Raw genomic sequence first — 18226 nt, forward strand, 5'->3', positions numbered from 1 at the left:
TATATAATTACTCAATTGTATTAAATCTTAGGGAAACATTATGAGAAAGTATATTTTAATTACTTTTCTTCTACAATTATCTGCGTTTGCAAATATTTGTTTTAGTTTAAATTTACCAGAATCAAAAGAATACACTTATGAACCAGATGTCGTCATTTCAACTTTTGATAATATAGAACTTCACGGAAATCTCTTAACACCAAAGAATAAGCAAGGTCCATTTCCAACAATTATTTTTCCAAATAGTTGGACGATAGAAGAACATGAGTACATGGCCCAGGCAATCCGCCTTGCCAAAGAAGGCTTTCAAGTCTTTAGTTATAGTACACGTGGCTGGGGATGCTCTGGTGGATATATCAATGTGGCCGGAGAAAATGATTTAAAAGATCTAAAGACTATTATCGATTGGCTTGAAGACGAAACTCCAGCTCAAAGAAGTAATTTTGGTATGGCCGGAATTTCTTATGGCGGTGGACTCTCTTTAATGGGCCTAGCTAGAGAATATCGTATCAAGACGGCCTTTGCCATGAGCTCATGGACTGACTTAAAGGAGTCACTTTACGCTCAAAATACACCGCGTCTCTTTTGGACAAAGTTCTTAGTAAACTCAGGAAAGCTACTTGGAAATCTCGATCCAAGAATTCCAGAATTATTAGATGAAGTTTTAGAGGGAAATGAAGAAGGGTTTAAAAAGTGGGTTCAAAATCGAAGCCTCAATGACAACCTTGGTATGATTAATCTTTTAAGAAAACCTGTCTACTTCGCTAATAACTTTGGTGATAATCTTTTTCAACCAAATGCCCTTATTAAAACATTTCACAAACTAAGAGGGCCTAAGGTCTTAGACCTAAGCCAAGGCTCACATGCAACGGCAGAGCTGCCAGGCCTCTTTGGATTACAAAATTATGTCTTTGATAAAATGAGTTCATGGTTTAAGTATTGGTTACAAAATGACAAGACTGCAAAAGACTTTGAGTTAGGAAAGATTGTTGTTCAACCAAGTGTCTATAAAGAAAGAGAGATTCAATCTTATTATCAGGTACCAAAGAGATTTTATCTTCATCCAAGAAGAATTACTCGAGGTGGCCTCTCGCCTTTTCCATATCTCTTACCTGCTCAAAGCGATAGCTTTATGGCAGGACTTGACACAGGAGCCAGCACAGGAGTTCCATTCCTTTCGGCCATATTAGACGCTCATTTTGAAGTGCCTACGATAAAGTATCCAAAATTAAATAATTTAATAAATAGTATAAGATATCAAACTGATCGCTTCGAGGATGGCCTAAAGTTAAGAGGAATCCCGCGCTTAAAATTAAATGTAGAAGTTAGTTCTACTCCTTATCAACTCATCGCCTATATTTACGATGTATCACCGACAGGAATAGCAAAGCTAATAACTCATGGTGCATATACTGGTAAATCACCACAGGAGAGAATTAATATCGAATTAGTTGCTACGGCCTATGATATTGAAGCTGGTCATCGCCTGGCCATTATCATCGACACTCAGGATCCTCTTTATGAAGAACCTAATAATAAGCTTTATAAAGTTAATTTAAACTTTGATTTTAAATCACAATCTTATTTAGAAATAAAAGGTTGGAAATAAGAAAGGCTCCCTACGGAGCCTTTTATTTTAGCTTAATTTTTCAAATGCTTTTAAGATATCTTTTCTTGTAATAATTCCTACTAATTTTCCATCATCAACAACGGGAAGTCTTTTTAGATGTTTTTTCATCATAAGCTCAACAACACCATTAAGTGTATTTTCAGAACTTACAGTTACAAGATTTGTACTCATGACATCTGAAAGTTTCTTAGATTTAGATTTCTTATAAACATCTTCAACATCAGTCAAATTAAAATCTTGACCAAAAAGCCTTTTAATCGATACCAGTGCATGTGGGATTTCAACTTCCTTACTGATAAAGTCTGACTGAGTTACGATTCCAGTCAGAGTCCCTTCATCATTTACGACAGGCATAACACTTATACCTAGTTCAATCATTTTTTTAGCAGCGTCACCAACTGTCTGTGATTCAGTACAAGTTGTTACATCTTTAGTCATAAAATCTAAAACTTTCATATTCACCTCATTTGAGTTTTAATGCACCCCTATTTTAACTCAAACTCTTGCTTTATTCCACATTTATGAACACAGGCACCAAAGTAGCATTTTTTCCTGACAAATATCTTACAATTACCTGACCAAATAACACTACATTTAAATTGACACGGATACCGACTGACTTTAAGCTATTCTAATACGTCGAGAATTATGCCAAGGAGTTAACTAGCTAATGCTAATTGTATATATCGTAATCTCAATTGGGGTTTCATTTCTGTGTTCCATCATGGAGGCCGTTCTTCTCTCAATTACTCCAAATTTTATTCTCGCTTCAGTTCGTCAAAATAAGGGATTTGCTAATTCTCTAAAGAAATATGCATCAAATAAAGACGAAGCGATTTCAGCAATCTTAACTTTAAATACTTTTGCTCACACACTCGGTGCTGCAGGAGTTGGTTCTGAATCCATTCAACTTTTCAAAGAAATGGGAATTACTGGGGCAAACCTAGAGTTTTATCTTTCTGCTGTATCTGTTGTCTTAACACTGGCCATTCTATACTTATCAGAAATTATTCCCAAGTCGCTTGGTCACCAACATTGGAAAAGTCTAACTCCATTCTTACTAAGAGTGCTACCTCCACTTATTTTCATTCTAAAGCCTGTTCTTGTTATTTCAATGGGCCTGATGAAGTTCTTTAAAAATGAGCCCTCTCATACGATGAGTCGAGAAGAAGTTGAGTCGATGATTGAGTTAGGCGTACAGACAAAAGCACTTGCAAAGGATGAGGGAGAATTCTTACGTGAGTCTCTGTTGGCATCACGTAAAACAATCGATGAAGTCATGACACCGGCCAGAAAGGTCTTTATGGTTAAAACGACTTCAACTATTAAAGAAGTATATGACCTAAAAGCACCAGTAACTCGTATTCCATGCTTTGGTGAAACAGTGAACGATATTTGTGGCTATATTCACAAAGAAGATATCGCAAAGAATGTCATTGAAGAAAATTGTGATAAGCAATTATTTGAAGTGGATATTATGCGACCGATTTCGATAGAAAATTGTCGCACACCTCTTCGAAGTCTATTTAAGAAATTTATTCGCGGAAAAGAACATATTGCCATGGTTTCAGATGAGTATGGGACAATTCTTGGTGTCATCACTCTTGAAGATATTGTGGAAACATTCTTTGGTATTGAGATTATGGATGAGTTTGATGAAGTTGAAGATCTCCAAGAGCAGGCAAAAGAAGAAATAAAGGCCGAAGTGAAAAAAAAGGAGCACAGTTAAGTGCTCCTCCTAAGGAAGAAAGAGAGTTTATTCCTTAAAACTGAGAGGCATTTTGAGGTAACTTACCCCATTGGCCTGTGGACGAGGCATATGCCCGCCACGAATATTTACTTGAATACTTGGTAATAACAGCTTTGGTGCACTTAGAGTCTTATCACGACTTGTTCTAAAGTTTACGTACTCTTCACGTGTAGTATCTTCTTTTAAATGAATATTACTCTTCTTATTCTCACCAATAGTACTCTTATACTTAAGCTCACGGCCACCTGGCTGATAATCATGTCCCGTATATACATTAGTATCATCTGGTAATGCATATAGCTTATTCTTTACAGAATCATAGAGTTCATTTGCATCTCCACCTGGGAAGTCACAACGGCCAGTACCATAATCTGGCATAAATAGGGCATCTCCAGTAAAGACATTATTGCCAATGACAAATGAAGAACACGCTGGAGTATGGCCGGGAGTAAAGATCGTACTAATCTCAATAGAGCCTGCATGGATAGGTTTATCTTCATGCAAGAACTCATCAAAATCCTCTAGCTTTAGCTCCTCTAGCATATTGAAATGTTTTCCAAAAACATCTTGTACAATTTTTATATTTTCATTTATTGCAACTTTAACGTTTGGAAAAAAGTCTTTTAACTTTAAAGCTCCAGTTAAGTGATCTGCATGAGCATGAGTTTCAAGAACATAATGTAACTTAAGCCCTGTATCTTTAATAAAGTTCGTAACTTTTTCAACTGACTCAAAGCTAATTGAAGATGATGCCTGATCATAATCAAGAACTGGATCAATTATAACTGCATCCTTCGTTTCTTTATCGTAGACGACATAAGTAAGGGTATAAGTTAGTTCATCAAAAAATGTTTCAATTTTTAAATTATCCATAAGTTCCTCCTACACTAGAATAAATAAATTTCTAGTAAAAGACATTGATTCCCATCAATGTTTAAGAAAATTTTATCTACTATACTAATTAAAGGAGGAATAATTCATGGCCTATCTACTCGCACTTATAGCTGGAACAACTTTAGGACTTCTCGGAGGAGGAGGATCAATTCTAGTGGTTCCCATTCTGGTCTACATTGTAAAAGTTGACCCTAAAATTGCAATTACAATGTCTCTTGCTATTGTCGGTTTGACTGGATTTATGGGAACTTTTCGTCATTATAAGAATGGAAATGTACTTGTGAAGTTGGCCTTTCAATTTGGTGCCATGACCATGCTTTCAACATATCTTGGAACCTACTTAGCAAAGTTTCTAACTGGTCAGATGCAATTATTCATCTTTGCAGGAATTATGCTTCTTGCTTCAATTTCAATGCTTAAAAATGGTAAAGAAGTTAAAATTAAAAATACATCTAATTTAACTATATTCTTAGCGGCCAGTGTCGTAGGAATTGTCACAGGTTTAATTGGTGTTGGAGGTGGTTTTCTTATTGTACCGGCCCTAGTGAACTTCTTTCATGTAGACATGAAAAAAGCAGTGGGTACTTCCCTTCTCATTATTGCAATAAACTCATTGATTGGGTTTGTAGGAAATATTATTAACTCCCCTGGCCTAGAAATTGATTATCAATTTATTGCGATTTTCACAGCTCTTGCTATTGTTGGATCTCAAATAGGATCAACACTTACTCATAAATTGCCACAAGAGAAGCTAAAAAAGATTTTTGGCTACTTCTTAATTGTAATGGGTGCTTTTATGATTATTCGCGAAACTCTTCTTTAACTTATAAAGATACTTTTTCATAAGAAGAGAATAGAGTTTTACCACAACTTCAGGTTTAGCATTAAAGCCAAAAGTTTCTTTAATCATACGTTTATCAAAATCAACAACATAAGAAAAAGTTGTTCCATTTAGTGTTTCCTCAAATAAGCGGTTACTTCTTAAAAAGTATGGATTTGATTTTACAGTCTCAAATAGTGCCTGATGAGGATAGTCTAGCTTAATTAGCTCAGTTGTCGTTATAAAATGCTTTCTTATTCCAATCCAAGCATCTTCCCTAAAAATACTTCCTTCTTTAAGATGACGAGTATTCGTTGTCATCTCATTTACTTCACTTCTCCAAATATGATCATTCATAGGGTCTGCAACAAATTCAAAAACCTCTTCAATAGGTGCATCGATTTCAATACTTCCTACAACTTGAACAGTCTCAATTGCAAATGTAAATGTTGATATTAATAAGGCCACTAAAATATAGTTAAGATTTTTCATGTTAAAATGATGGCAGGCTTAGCGAGATGTGGCAAGTTTCCCAGACAAATGTAAGAATAATTGAATAATGGCCACACTTAAGAAAGCACTTAGTCCTAGCGCCCCTCCATACCCCTTTAACAGAGGGACTAAATAATGAAAGAAAATTGCAAATATGATTGAACTAATCGTTACTGTAATATTATGCATTCGACTAGAACAACTCATCCCCACAAAAGAGGCGCCAAAGAAGACAATGGATAATAATTCATAATTTGGTGTTAGCAAATAAAGAATACCATATGCAATAAGACTTAAAAGAGCTGATGATCTTATTATTCCAAACGCTTTAAGTTGTGAAAGTTGAAATGTTGAAATTCCTGCAATAATAGAAATAATTATTGAAGAGATCATATAATACTCCCCTTAATTAAATAAAAGAGAGCAACACTCACAAAAGCGATAGTACCGAGTTTTCCACCAAAGCCTTGAAAAAGTTTGAGTGAGTAGAGATAGATTACAGCTCCAATTAATGAAATCCCAAATATCTCCCAATAATTAGAAACTAATTCACTAGAACACATCCCTGCAAAGCTTCCACTATACATGGCCGCACGCATATTTGAATTCACAGGAAGAAAACTTCCAATAAGTCCCACAGAAGCAGATGCTAAAACGGGAGACCAACCGGCCTTTGAATGGAGGATAAAACAAAAAAGGCATCCTAAAAAGAATGCCCCTAGCTTATATTGAAATCGTATTCTCATGCCCTTCTATCTTAGAGCAATGATCTTAGTTTTCCAACACGTAATGAAAAACTAGTGGTGCAACGATTGTCGCATCAGATTCGATAATGAATCTTGGAGTCTTAGAAGATAGTTTACCCCAAGTAATTTTCTCGTTTGGTACAGCTCCAGAATAAGAACCATAACTTGTTGTTGAATCAGAGATTTGGCAAAAGTATGACCAAAGAGGAACATCATCTTCCATATCTTGATTAAGCATTGGTACAACACAAATTGGGAAGTCACCTGCAATTCCACCACCGATTTGGAAGAAGCCAATGCCGCTATCTCCACAATTTTCTGGATACCACTTAGCAAGGAACATCATATATTCAATTCCATTTTTAACGAGTGACGGCTCAAGCTCTCCTGTTAGACAGTAAGAAGCAAAGATATTTGCTGTTGTTGAATCTTCCCAACCAGGAACGATAATTGGTAGGTTCTTTTCACAAGCTGCCATCATCCAAGAATTCTTAGCATCTGTTTCAAATTCTTTGGCAAAATCTTCTCGGCGAAGGATGCGATATAAGAACTCGTGTGGAAAAAGCCTCTCACCTGCTTTTGCAGCATTTGACCACTCTTCAAAAAGATATTTTTGTAACTTTCTAAAAGCTGTTTCCTCAGGAATACAAGTATCTGTTACACGGTTAAAGCCTTGTGCAAGTAGCTCCTCTTCTTCCTCTGGACTTAGGTCTCTATAATTTGGAATACGCTTATAGTGATTATATGCGATTAAGTTCATGATATCTTCTTCAAGGTTTGCACCAGTACAAGAGATTATTTGAACTTTATCTTGGCGGATCATTTCAGCAAGACTGACGCCTAACTCTGCTGTACTCATAGCACCAGCAAGGGTGATCATCATCTTCTTCCCACTCTTTAAATGATCTACATATGCCTTTGATGCATCAACAAGTGAAGCGGCATTAAAGTGACGATAATTGTTACTAAAAAATTGGGCCATTGTGCTCATAATAATTCTCCAGAGAAAGCCTAAATAGAACGAGACTTATTACACCATATTATGGATTCAAGTCTACATAAATTAATCAAAAATATTATAATTTGAAGAATACATTAAACCAAAGACTTTACTGCCTGAATTAGAAGTACTCTTTTCATCTTCATAATAGATTCCAAAGATTGGACTTGTCTTTCGATTGGCCAATTTAAACCCAAACGAGAATTGATAAGTGCGTCCTGTATTTACCTCATCTATTGACTCATTAACGGTATCAATTTGTCGATACTGGAGTCCAAAAAGATATGAATAAGTCGATCCTTTAAAAACTCTGTTGGTAGGTAGCTTAAATTCAGGTGAGCGCAGGCCAAATTTTATCAAAACATCATCAGAGAAGTTGGCCCTATTTCGGTCTTCATTTCTTGAAATATTAATATCAATATTTTTCAGATCATAAAATAGATCAACAGAGGGGGCCCAGCTAGCACTTAAATAACTATAGCCTAAATTTAGACTTGTATTACTTTCATAATCTGGCTCATTTTCACTTTTCAAGCGAACAACATCACCACTACCATCTTCAAGTAGGAATGTTTCGGTTCTTGAGGAAGAGGAATACCTAATACCAGGAAAGTCCAAACCTGCACTAAAGAAATGCCTCTCTTCTTTATAAGATACACTTATAATCGAATTAATAATGATAAACTTTGTAATATTATTAGTTGTTTGAAGAAAAGTGTTACCACCACTTACCCCTTCGAAGGTTGAAAAGGTTTTACTACCTTGTATCTCGAGGCTGAAGCTTGCCCCCAGTGAGAACCTTTCATACTTTTTAGCAACAGAAATCCCAAGAACTGTTTCTTCAAATTGAACATTGGCCTTACCGCCGCCACTAATACTTGGAATATTCAAGTCAAATTGCCCGTTATTTGTACCAGAATAAGTTACAAAATTTGTAAATGTTAAACCAAAGAGCTCTCCAGCAAACCCGGTGAAGTATGGAATGAACTGACTCTCAAAACTACTTCCTGTCCCTTCAAGTTCGCTATCTCCAATTGAGCCAATCTCTTGACGCGTATAAATTAGACCAAAGTAAATCTTTATATCGTCATATTTAGTAAAGGCCGTGGCAGATGGAAAAACGAGTGCGGCCCCAATATCTCCCGGACGTGATGTCGTATTTCCAAGAAATCCAGACTCGTGACCAATTGGAAGCCCCAAGCAAGAAAAGCAAATAAACGTAAGTATTACTAACTTATGAGAATTCATAGACAAAATTAAAACACTCACTGCAAACAAAGTCTATTTACTGTAAAAATTAAACTTTACTGTTGAAGTAACACACTGTTTGAGGTATCAAACCAATGTTTCAAAATATAACCTTTTGTACAAGCAATATAACAAACAAAGGATCTTACAATGATTAAAAAGTCTATCTTATCGATTTCACTAGGTTTTGGCTTAAGTATTTCTGCAGCTACGACAACACAAACTGTAATTAATAATTATGCTGATCTCGTTTATAACACTTATTCTGACTCACTTGATAGAGCAGTTGTTCTTCAGGAAGACGTTGAATTCTTTATTTCAAACCCAGGGGTTATGACTCTAGAGATGGCCAGAGAATCATGGAAGCAAGCAAGAGCTCCATATGGCCAATCTGAAGTTTTTAGATTCTACAATGGGCCAATTGATAGTGATCAAGGCCCAGAAGGACTTTTAAATGCATGGCCTCTAGATGAAGCATATATCGATTACGTTGAAGGTGCTCCAAATACAGGTATCGTAAATAATGTAGCTGACTATCCTGTAATTACGAAAGACCTACTTTCTTCTTTAAATGAATTAAATGGAGAGAAGAATATCTCAACAGGATATCATGCAATTGAATTCCTACTTTGGGGACAAGACCTTTCTGCAACTGGTCCAGGTAATCGCTCATATACTGACTATGTAATTGGCCTTGGGCAAAATGCTCAAAGACGTGCAACTTACCTATCTGTAGCAACTGATCTACTTATTGACCATCTTCAAACTCTTGTTGATGCATGGGAGCCTAATAAGAATAATTATAGAGCTGAATTTGTAGCTAAGAATCAAAAAGAAGCTCTTAATAATATCCTAGCAGGAATGATCTATATGTCAGGTGATGAATTATCTGGTGAAAGAATGTTCGTAGCTTGGGAGACAATGGGACAAGAAGATGAGCACTCATGTTTCTCAGATATGACTCACATGGATATTCAGTGGAACTTCTGGGGTGTCGCAAATATCCTAAGAGCAACAGGAATTCTAGGCCTAACTGAAAACACAGTATTATCAGATGCAATTAATACTCGAGTTGCAAAGATCAACAAAATGCTAGCTGGTCTTCCCGTACCATTTGATCAAGCAATCCTTGATGAGAATGCGAGAGTTGATATCTTAGCTTCTATTGAAGAAATGGAAGAGCTTGCCATTGAACTTGTTGAACTATCTGAAGAATTAGAGACTCCAGTACAGTGGTAAGAAGTTTAATCTTAACATTTTTCTTTGTATTATCTTTTAATACATACTCCAGTGAAAAGTTCCCGGCCGGTGCCGGGACTACACTGGATCTTTCAGTTAATGCCTTCTCTCATCCAATGGCAGGAACCAGAGGAATGCTTCGTCGCTACTTTCAAACTGGAAATAGCTTCTTTAAAGGAGCATGGGTTACGGCCCCTTCATCAACTCCCCTACGAGACGGACTAGGCCCAGTCTTTAATGCGACATCTTGTACTGCATGCCACTTTCTCGATGGCCGTGGTCGAGGACTACCAGAGACTTACGGGCCGACAGATATTTCTCTTCTCTTTCGTCTTAGACAGATAAAAGAAAATGGAGAAGTCATTGAACATGAAAAATACGGTGGCCAATTTCAGCCACATAGTATCGAAGGCGTCAAAGGCGAAGGTGAAGTCTTTGTTAAATTTGAAACAATCATTGGAAGTTTTGCAGATGGCGAAACTTTTGAATTAAAGAAACCAAATTATATCTTTAGAAAATTATCTCAAGGTAAATTTGGTGATAATACCATAATTTCTCCACGTGTTGGGCCACAAATGATAGGCCTAGGCTTATTAGAAAATATTAAGGAAGAAGATATCCTTGAAAAAGCTGATCCTGAAGATAGAGATGGTGATGGTATTTCAGGTCGAGTAAATCGCGTCTTCTCGATTGTCGAACAAAGAGAAGTGCTAGGACGCTTTGGGTGGAAAGCAGGAAAGCCTAGTCTTCTTGAGCAAAACGCAGCGGCCTTTGTTGATGATATAGGAATTACGAGTTATCTTTTTCCAAAAGAAGAATGTACTTACGTACAACTTGATTGTGAAGAAAAGAAAACTAAAAGTGATATTTCAAAGCACCTTTTAAATCGCGTAACAGAATACACTCAACTTCTATCAGTTCCAGTTAGAAGAAACTTTGATGACCCAAGAGTAAAAAGCGGTCAAAAGGTTTTTAATCAAATCAGTTGCCAAGCTTGCCACACTCCAAGTTATACAACTGGAAATCAGTCAAAGTTTAAAGTCTTAAATAATCAAAAGATATATCCTTATACTGATATGCTTCTACACGATATGGGCGATGCCCTTGCAGATGATATCAGAGAGTATAAGAATGAAGCTCAAGCAACAACAAGAGAATGGAGAACTCCTCCTCTTTGGGGTCTTGGCCTAATAAAGAAGATAAATGGGCACACTCGTTTTCTTCATGATGGAAGAGCAAGAAATCTAAAAGAAGCAATTCTTTGGCACGGTGGCGAGGCACAAAAGGCCAAAGAAAAATTTTTAAAATTAAAAAAGTCGGATCGAGAAGATCTAATTAAATTCCTAAGGAGCCTATAATGAAGAGAATCATTCTATTAGCAACAATTCTAACTAGTAGCGTTTTTGCACAAATATGGCCTCTACCAGCAGGTACAACATATATAGTAAAAGGTACGGGCTTTGATTGTGGAAAATTCATTCGTCGTTATAAGGTTGAATATACTCAAACACCAAAAGTCTTTTTAGAAAGAGGCATTAATTTTAATCTACTTACTGCAGATAAAGACCTAAATACTTTTTCAATTGAAACAAGCTGGTCAACAAATAACGGACAAGTCTGTCAACTTGGACTTTTCTTTAACCGAGCAAGAGAAACCAGAACCCTTGATCTCGATTATACGATGTCACAAACTGATGGTGATTCTAAGTCTTGTTTAGAAAATGAAGAGCTTTTAAAGAGTAAACTTCAATCTGCTACTTATACAGCATCAAAACGCGGTATTCGATATATAGCAGTGGATATCTTAAATGAAGAAAACAACGTATGTGACGAAAATCGAGTTAGACTTATTTTTGACCGTAGAGCTCAATAATCAAGAAACGGCCTACTGGTCATTTAAGTCTGGCAGGCGCATGACAAAGCGAGTATTCTCACATTCTGCATCATAGAAGAACTCTCCCCCATAATTAGAAATAATATTAGAACAGAGAGTAAGACCTAGACCGGCCCCCCTCTTATCTGCTTTTGTCGTAAAGAAAGGCTCCATCAGCCTTGATTGATCCTCTTTCTTTATTCCATTACCGGAATCAGTAATTGAAATCTCAACATAACTCTTATTATCTCTTAGATAAACCCTTTCAGCTTTAAGTGTAATCCATCGATTATCTTTTTTTGATATTAGCTCATCAAAAGAATTATTAAGCAGGTTTAAGAGCATCTGCCCAATTTGAACAAGTGAGCCATAAACCTTAAGCTCTGGATCAACCTCCACATTGAAAGTGATATCATATTCCTTAAACCTTTCTTGGCAAAGAGAGTTAACATCTTCAATCGATTCCATTAATAAGAAGTTTTCTTTCTTAGACTTTTCACCGTCTTTAGATAAGTGTTTTAAGCCTTTTATAATTTTAGATATACGAGATACAGTTGTATTTATTCTATTGATTTGCTTGAAGTTACTTTCAACCTTGGTTCTTTGTTTTACTCGACCAGCAGTTAAGTCAATAATTGCTAGAGGGTTATTAATCTCGTGTGCGATTCCACTTGCCATCTCACCCATTGTAGCTAGCCTAGCGGAGTTAACAAGCTTAGACTGCTGATCAATTAATTGTTTTGTTCTCTCTTGTACTTTTTCTTCAAGGATATTATTGAGAGTAATTAAGCTTTCTTTAAATTCTTTTTGCTTAATAGAAAAATAATAGAGCACGCCACTACTTATAAGAAGAACGATAAATGACAATAGAGTCAACCAAAATTCTTTCTTATAACTAGTGTATAAATTATAAAGCTTCCCGTGATGGTAAATGACCCTTGCATTTGATGGGATCCTTTTAAAGTCAATATTATATTTCTTTAAAAGTTTAGAATCGAGAATCAAAGGGTTTTGTGGGTTTTTAATAATAGGAATATCTTCGACTTTTTTTCCACTTAGATAATCATTGGCCATTTTTGCCATAGACTTACCTTGCTCAAAGCCACTTACAACATGGCCACCAGCAAGGCCATAATTTAGATAAAAATCAGTAAAGCCATAGACAGGAAGAGTTGAGTTACGACTTATATTACTTATGACATCGCGAAATCGAGCATGTTGATTAAGGCGATCACGTGAATACCCTCCATAGAATACAACGGCATCATCTTTAAAATTTCGACATCTCTTATAAAGTTCTTCAAAACTTAAGTCTTCAATAAATTCTACTTCATATTGCGAAAGAAAAGGTTTAACACCATCTTCAAATTGCCCTTTGAAATATCTCCCTGATGGGGTGTGCTTTGTATTGATAAAGATTATCTTCTTGGCATTTGGCTGTAGTCTTAAAGCAAGTTCGATATTCTTTTTAACATCTAGAATTGAGAGAATCCCTGTAAAGCTTTTATCTCTCTTATAAAGCTCACGCTTTCTCTTATCAAAACCATTGATACCACTAAAAATAATTGGAGCGTTATTAAAAATCTCTTTTCGATACTTTAAAGCGAAATCAAGAGCATAATCATCAGTAGTCGCAATCAAATCAACACTAAGAGTTTTAAACTTATTAGAATATAAGTTCTTTAATGACTGATCAAAATCATCTCCATAAAAGCGCTTACTATCGATATACTCGGTAAAAAAATCAACCATGCCATGCTTTGATGAATCAATATTACTCTTAAAGCCCTTGGCAATTTTTTCTGTCCAATCATTTTCTTGGTTATAAGAATGCAAAACGACAATATTCAGATCCCCTCTGACTTGAGCATGCAAAGAGCTTGAAATAAAAATAAAAAGGAATGTGAGCAAAGTCTTTAAATAAAGCACCTATAAATAATAACACTTTATCCTATAAATGAAATGCTTAAGTGTTAAAAATCTAGTGTCAATCTAGGAGATAGAAGGTATTTGAATCACAAATCTCGTATTAGAGGATGATGTATCAACAAATAGACGCCCACGGTGATGCTCGATAATATTTTTACAAATACTTAAGCCTAGGCCAGTCCCCTTCTTATCAACTTTCGTTGTAAAAAACGGCTCCATTATACGCTCACGTATCTCTTGAGGAATTCCATCACCGGAGTCAGTGACAGAGATTTCCACCATGTCATTATCTCTTTTCCCTTCTAATTTAATCCAACGCTTTCCTTCACTTTCTACTAATTCATCAAAGGCATTATTTAAAAGGTTTAGAATTACTTGAGATATCTGAACAGCACCGCCAGTAACCTTAAGATCATTTGCGATATTTACCTTGAAATCAATTTCATTCTCTTTAAACCTTGCCTGACAGATTGAGATAACATCATCAATGGCCTCACGTATATTTACGAGCTCAGGAGAAAGCGAATCATCTTCTTTTGCTAATTGCTTTAGTCCTTGAATTATCTTTGTAATTCTCTGAACTGTATCTTTAATTTTCTGGGCCGACTTTTCAACTAATTCGTTATCCGCATTCTGTTTCAAACGGTGGGCCGATAGATCAATAATAGTAAGAGGGTTATTGATCTCATGAGCTATTCCACTTGCCATTTCACCAATAGAAGCTAGTTTTGCAGAGTTAATAAGTTTGGACTGTTGTTCAATAAGCTGCTTTGTTCTATCCTCAACTCTTTTTTCTAATTCTTCATTAATACGCAGAACTGCTTTCTTATGATTTTTTTGCTGATTAAAATAATATGAAAGGATAAAAACACTTGAGATTAAACTTACAAATGAAAAGAGAATAATCCAAAATTCAATAGTATATTCTTGGTAAAAGTTTTGAAGTTTATTCTTCTGGTTAATAATTTGTGCATTCTCAGGAAGCTTAGAAATATCAATATTGTATTTAACAATCTTTTGATAATCAAAGAGGATTGGTGCTGGTGCCTTTAAAACGACTGGTAATTCATCGACATTGCGTCCCCCTATAATATGATTGGCCAAAATGGCAGCCTGCTCTCCATAAACCTCGCTACTTACAAAGTAGCCTCCAGTTAATCCATGAGGTAAATAGTATTTCAAAAAACCATAAATTGGAATCCCAGCATAACCACTCATCCTTTCTAAGCTTTTTTCAAAGTTTAGAAAAGTACCATTCTTATCTCGTGAGAATGCTCCAAACAAAATAAAAGAATTTTCATCTAGTTCACCAAGCTTCTTATATAAGTCTTGTATTGCATAATCTTCAAGATAAACGATTTCCTGTGAAGGCTTAAACTCTTCAAAAGCTTTTTTAAATTCTTGTTTTAAATAGAGACCTGAATTTTCATGTATTGAGTTTAAAATATAGATCTTTTTAGCTTTAGGATGAATCCTTAAGCCTGTTTTTACCATCTTTATAATCTCAAATGATTCGACAAGACCAGTGTAGCCACCTACTTTCTCATATTCATCAAATCTCTTATCATTAATTCCATTTAGGCCGGTAAATACGACAGGTGCATTTCTAAATATTGAGCTTCGATTCTTCATTGCAAAATGAAATGCATTATCATCAGTAGTAATAATTAAATTAATCTTAGTCTTTTGATATTTTTGTTTATAAAAATCTTCCAAGCTTTTTAGGTAGTCCTGTGAAGAGCGCCTTTTTGTATCCATATACTCGGAGTAAGTAATTATTCTATAGTTTTCACTATCTATATTCTTACGAATGGAGTGATCTAATTGTGAAGTCCAAGAACTATCAGGAGAATACGAATGAAGTATTAAAATATGAAAGGAGTCGGCCGCCTTGGAAAACACCTGACTAGAGAAAGCAAAGAACAAAAATATTGAATATAAAGTTACTTTTAAATTAACCACTCTTACTTTTATCATTTTAAACAACTTTTGTACCCATAAATCGCCATCCGCATGGCGTCAATACAAGTTAAACTGGACGTCACATAATGGACCTATGACTTATGATGAATTCTTATTAAAGATTAAAGAGTGCGACACACTGCAAATAATTGGCCCTATGCTGAGCGATACTTCAATTTTAAATAGTGAGCTAGCTTCTATTTATGTTGATGGTGGCCTAAACCACTACCGGCCATCTAAATTAGCCTCTCTTTCTATTGGTGATAATGATTCAAATATAAGTGATTTTAATATTGATATAAGACTTAATCCTGAAAAAGACTTATCTGACTTAGATGCCGCCCTAGAACTTATCCCCAATAATATTACAAATTTGTACTTCTTTGGCTTTAGCGGCGGAAGAGCAGATCACCAACTCTTTAATTTAGGCTCTATTCATCATTTTTTAAAAGATAGTAAAAATCGACGTATTTGTTATATTGATAGGAACATTCAAGTTATATCAGCTGGACATCAGATTATAAAACATAATGGTCCCTTTTCAATCATTAGCCTAGAAAAGCAAAAAATTAAAATCTATGGTGAGTGTAAATATAAATTACAAGATTGGACCAGTGTTGAAGCGCTAAGTAGCCTTACTCTTTCAAATATTGGAAATGGAGAAGTCCACTTAGAAAGTGAACTTCCCCTTTTCATCTACCTTGATTAGTGTGAAGACTTATCACTGCTATCGGCAAATAACTTCACGAAGCTTTCATTAGCATCCGATACATTTATTCGCTTCGACTTATTCTCAGCGCTTTTTGGTAAAGCTAAATACAAGATTCCATCTTGCATTTGAGCTTGAACCTCATCACGATTTATTGTCTGAGGAACAGTGATGCTTCGAGAGATTCTTCTTGTTTCTCCCCCACCATTTTCAAATAATGTTTTACGAGTTGCTTCAATTGTAACGAGTCCATTATCAACCTGAATATTCAAGTCTTCCTTTTTTACTCCAGGCATATCAACACTTAGTAAATAAGCATTATCCGTTTCTTTCATTTCACCAAAGCCTGCACTTTCACTTGAAAGACCACGTCCCTGCCAAATATCCTCTAAACCATTGATCATCTCTCTGAAGTCGCTATCAATTGAATCTCCAGAAAAAAAGCTCGATGCGAGATTGGAATTTCTACGTGGAATAATTGAACGTCTCATCATATTCGCCTCCTAGTTTTAAATTAATAAGACGATTGAGATTTTAGCACTGTGAAAAAAGGAGCTAAACTTAAGAGATTTTTAAATGATTCAAATAATTATTAAATGACCTCATGACCCATAAATGAACAACAGCTTGTGTATAGCGATAAAGATACCAAGGTAAATATGGCCTAAATTCATTAACCGATACTATTGTGTAGCGTCCTTGGGCAACAGCGCGAAACTCGAGCCAGCCAGTATTCTTTGAGCCAGACAATAGACCTCCTACAATATGAAATTTAACTCGATTAAGGTTTGAGGTATTTGAGATTTTCTTAAGAGCAAGTAGAGACTTTTTTAACCCTATCAATTTGAATTTAACAATCTCATCATCTTGCTCCACATAAACAATCGAGTGAATATAGCGTGGGAGCCAATCCATATACTCTTGGGCCACTCTTTGCATATCTAAATGAGACGGATTGTCTAAGCGCTGAATTGATCGGACATTCTTATGTTCAAATCGACGCTTTTTATAACGTTTTGATTTTTCAAACTTATTAGTTGAGATCTTCTCTAGCATAGACTTATATGTTGGATAATTTATACAGTCCTTAATATCCTCATTCACCTCAACTACTGGTAAATGACATTTAAGGCTATCCACAAGAGGAGCAACTAATTCAAAAGGGGCCTCACCAAAAGTACTTACCCACCATTTTGAAAGGCTTAAATAATTAATTGGAACAGGTATCATTAGACACTTCTTTCCAATATGAGTGGCCGTCTCTCTTATTAATTGTTCATAAGTGACCTTTTCGCCATTAACAATATTAAGGCACTTATTATAGAACTTTGGGTTGCCTACTACTTTTTTGAAAATATCTGTTAAGTCATCTATATAAACAAGCTGAGTACGACTCTTCGTCCAAGATGGCAGAATCATTGCAGGAAGGTTTAGAACAAGATTTTTTAAAATTTCAAAAGAAGATCCACCATTTCCAACAATCATTCCCGCTCTTAAAATTGTCGTAGGGATTTTACAAGTCTGGAAAACTTCTTCAACTTCTAAACGACTTTTTAAGTGGGTACTTGTTTCTCCATCCGGAACTAGTCCACCAAGATAAACGATCTGCTTTACATTATTTTTTACACAGGCCTTAGCAAAGTTATCTGCTAATACTAAATCTGTATCTTGAAAACTTCCTTGAAATAATTTTGATGATGGCAGCATTGAATGGACAAGATATACTGCGACATCAGTATCTTCTAGAGAGTCTTTAATACTCTGGTAAGAGAAAAGATCACATGACCTCCACTCAAAACTCGCCTCATTCAAACGATTAGAGGAACTACGTGAGCGGCCAAGGCCTCTAACATCATGAATCCCATTAAGTTTTTGAATAAGATGATGACCTATAAAGCCAGAAGCACCAGCGATAGTAATTTTCATTATTAAAA

At 35.6% G+C, this 18226-nt stretch carries 18 protein-coding genes; 7 read left to right on the forward strand and 11 right to left on the reverse strand.

The window, feature by feature from the left end; translation table 11 throughout:
• Positions 1 to 40: 40 nt before the first annotated feature.
• Complete coding sequence (locus tag ACN5L8_RS05205) at positions 41 to 1609, forward strand: CocE/NonD family hydrolase (RefSeq protein WP_419172491.1); 1569 nt, start codon at positions 41 to 43, stop codon at positions 1607 to 1609.
• A gap of 27 nt (positions 1610 to 1636) precedes the next feature.
• Here the strand turns inward: ACN5L8_RS05205 and ACN5L8_RS05210 are convergent, their stop codons facing one another.
• On the reverse strand, positions 1637 to 2086 hold the full coding sequence (locus ACN5L8_RS05210) for a CBS domain-containing protein (RefSeq protein ID WP_419172492.1): 450 nt from the start codon (positions 2084 to 2086) through the stop codon (positions 1637 to 1639).
• Positions 2087 to 2300: 214 nt separating this feature from the next.
• Between ACN5L8_RS05210 and ACN5L8_RS05215 the strand changes: the two genes are divergently transcribed.
• The gene (locus tag ACN5L8_RS05215) at positions 2301 to 3359 is read left to right on the forward strand and encodes a CNNM domain-containing protein (protein WP_334679102.1); all 1059 of its coding nucleotides are present in this window, start codon (positions 2301 to 2303) and stop codon (positions 3357 to 3359) included.
• Between the two features lie 27 nt (positions 3360 to 3386).
• Here ACN5L8_RS05215 and ACN5L8_RS05220 read toward each other — a convergent pair whose 3' ends face one another.
• Positions 3387 to 4253: an MBL fold metallo-hydrolase gene (locus ACN5L8_RS05220; protein ID WP_419172493.1), complete on the reverse strand. Its 867-nt coding sequence runs from the start codon at positions 4251 to 4253 to the stop codon at positions 3387 to 3389.
• Positions 4254 to 4359: 106 nt separating this feature from the next.
• Between ACN5L8_RS05220 and ACN5L8_RS05225 the strand changes: the two genes are divergently transcribed.
• Entirely contained in the window at positions 4360 to 5097 is a 738-nt protein-coding gene (locus tag ACN5L8_RS05225; RefSeq protein ID WP_419172494.1) for a sulfite exporter TauE/SafE family protein, read from the forward strand.
• On the opposite strand, the gene ACN5L8_RS05230 is transcribed toward ACN5L8_RS05225, so the two are convergent.
• The 5 genes from ACN5L8_RS05230 to ACN5L8_RS05250 form a co-directional block, all read right to left on the reverse strand.
• Positions 5050 to 5586: an SRPBCC family protein gene (locus tag ACN5L8_RS05230; RefSeq protein ID WP_419172495.1), complete on the reverse strand. Its 537-nt coding sequence runs from the start codon at positions 5584 to 5586 to the stop codon at positions 5050 to 5052. The two genes, ACN5L8_RS05225 and ACN5L8_RS05230, sit on opposite strands and share 48 nt — an antisense overlap.
• An 18-nt stretch (positions 5587 to 5604) precedes the next feature.
• The gene (locus tag ACN5L8_RS05235; RefSeq protein ID WP_419172496.1) at positions 5605 to 5979 is read right to left on the reverse strand and encodes a hypothetical protein; all 375 of its coding nucleotides are present in this window, start codon (positions 5977 to 5979) and stop codon (positions 5605 to 5607) included.
• Positions 5976 to 6332 carry a hypothetical protein gene (locus ACN5L8_RS05240; protein WP_419172497.1) on the reverse strand — a complete coding sequence of 119 codons (357 nt, stop codon included), beginning with the start codon at positions 6330 to 6332 and terminating at the stop codon, positions 5976 to 5978. Before ACN5L8_RS05240 ends, ACN5L8_RS05235 begins: the two co-directional genes overlap by 4 nt.
• Positions 6333 to 6357: 25 nt before the next feature.
• Positions 6358 to 7323, reverse strand: coding sequence for a deoxyhypusine synthase family protein (locus ACN5L8_RS05245; protein WP_115360999.1), 966 nt, complete (start codon positions 7321 to 7323; stop codon positions 6358 to 6360).
• Positions 7324 to 7395: 72 nt separating this feature from the next.
• Positions 7396 to 8580: a hypothetical protein gene (locus ACN5L8_RS05250; protein WP_419172498.1), complete on the reverse strand. Its 1185-nt coding sequence runs from the start codon at positions 8578 to 8580 to the stop codon at positions 7396 to 7398.
• Between the two features lie 150 nt (positions 8581 to 8730).
• Here ACN5L8_RS05250 and ACN5L8_RS05255 point away from each other — a divergent pair, with 150 nt between their 5' ends.
• The 3 genes from ACN5L8_RS05255 to ACN5L8_RS05265 are packed head-to-tail and all read left to right on the forward strand — an operon-like array spanning position 8731 to position 11692.
• Positions 8731 to 9819 (forward strand): imelysin family protein, encoded by a 1089-nt coding sequence (locus ACN5L8_RS05255; RefSeq protein WP_419172499.1) that lies wholly within the window; start codon positions 8731 to 8733, stop codon positions 9817 to 9819.
• Entirely contained in the window at positions 9813 to 11177 is a 1365-nt protein-coding gene (locus ACN5L8_RS05260; RefSeq protein WP_419172500.1) for a di-heme oxidoredictase family protein, read from the forward strand. The genes ACN5L8_RS05255 and ACN5L8_RS05260 overlap by 7 nt, the downstream gene beginning before the upstream one ends.
• Positions 11177 to 11692 carry a hypothetical protein gene (locus ACN5L8_RS05265; RefSeq protein WP_419172501.1) on the forward strand — a complete coding sequence of 172 codons (516 nt, stop codon included), beginning with the start codon at positions 11177 to 11179 and terminating at the stop codon, positions 11690 to 11692. The genes ACN5L8_RS05260 and ACN5L8_RS05265 overlap by 1 nt, the downstream gene beginning before the upstream one ends.
• 12 nt (positions 11693 to 11704) lie before the next feature.
• On the opposite strand, the gene ACN5L8_RS05270 is transcribed toward ACN5L8_RS05265, so the two are convergent.
• Both ACN5L8_RS05270 and ACN5L8_RS05275 read right to left on the reverse strand, forming a co-directional pair.
• Positions 11705 to 13528 carry a sensor histidine kinase gene (locus ACN5L8_RS05270; RefSeq protein ID WP_419172502.1) on the reverse strand — a complete coding sequence of 608 codons (1824 nt, stop codon included), beginning with the start codon at positions 13526 to 13528 and terminating at the stop codon, positions 11705 to 11707.
• Between the two features lie 156 nt (positions 13529 to 13684).
• Positions 13685 to 15379, reverse strand: coding sequence for a sensor histidine kinase (locus tag ACN5L8_RS05275; RefSeq protein WP_419172503.1), 1695 nt, complete (start codon positions 15377 to 15379; stop codon positions 13685 to 13687).
• 298 nt (positions 15380 to 15677) lie between these two features.
• On the opposite strand from ACN5L8_RS05275, the gene ACN5L8_RS05280 reads away from it, so the two are divergent.
• Positions 15678 to 16292, forward strand: a complete 615-nt coding sequence (locus ACN5L8_RS05280; RefSeq protein ID WP_419172504.1) for a hypothetical protein — start codon at positions 15678 to 15680, stop codon at positions 16290 to 16292.
• Here ACN5L8_RS05280 and ACN5L8_RS05285 read toward each other — a convergent pair.
• Both ACN5L8_RS05285 and ACN5L8_RS05290 read right to left on the reverse strand, forming a co-directional pair.
• Positions 16289 to 16786: an Hsp20/alpha crystallin family protein gene (locus ACN5L8_RS05285; protein ID WP_115361015.1), complete on the reverse strand. Its 498-nt coding sequence runs from the start codon at positions 16784 to 16786 to the stop codon at positions 16289 to 16291. The genes ACN5L8_RS05280 and ACN5L8_RS05285 overlap by 4 nt on opposite strands.
• A 67-nt stretch (positions 16787 to 16853) precedes the next feature.
• Positions 16854 to 18218: an NAD-dependent epimerase/dehydratase family protein gene (locus ACN5L8_RS05290; protein WP_419172505.1), complete on the reverse strand. Its 1365-nt coding sequence runs from the start codon at positions 18216 to 18218 to the stop codon at positions 16854 to 16856.
• Positions 18219 to 18226 lie beyond the last annotated feature (8 nt).

It is taken from the genome of Halobacteriovorax sp. (assembly GCF_048381875.1).
GTDB classification, from domain to species: Bacteria; Bdellovibrionota; Bacteriovoracia; order Bacteriovoracales; family Bacteriovoracaceae; genus Halobacteriovorax_A; species Halobacteriovorax_A vibrionivorans.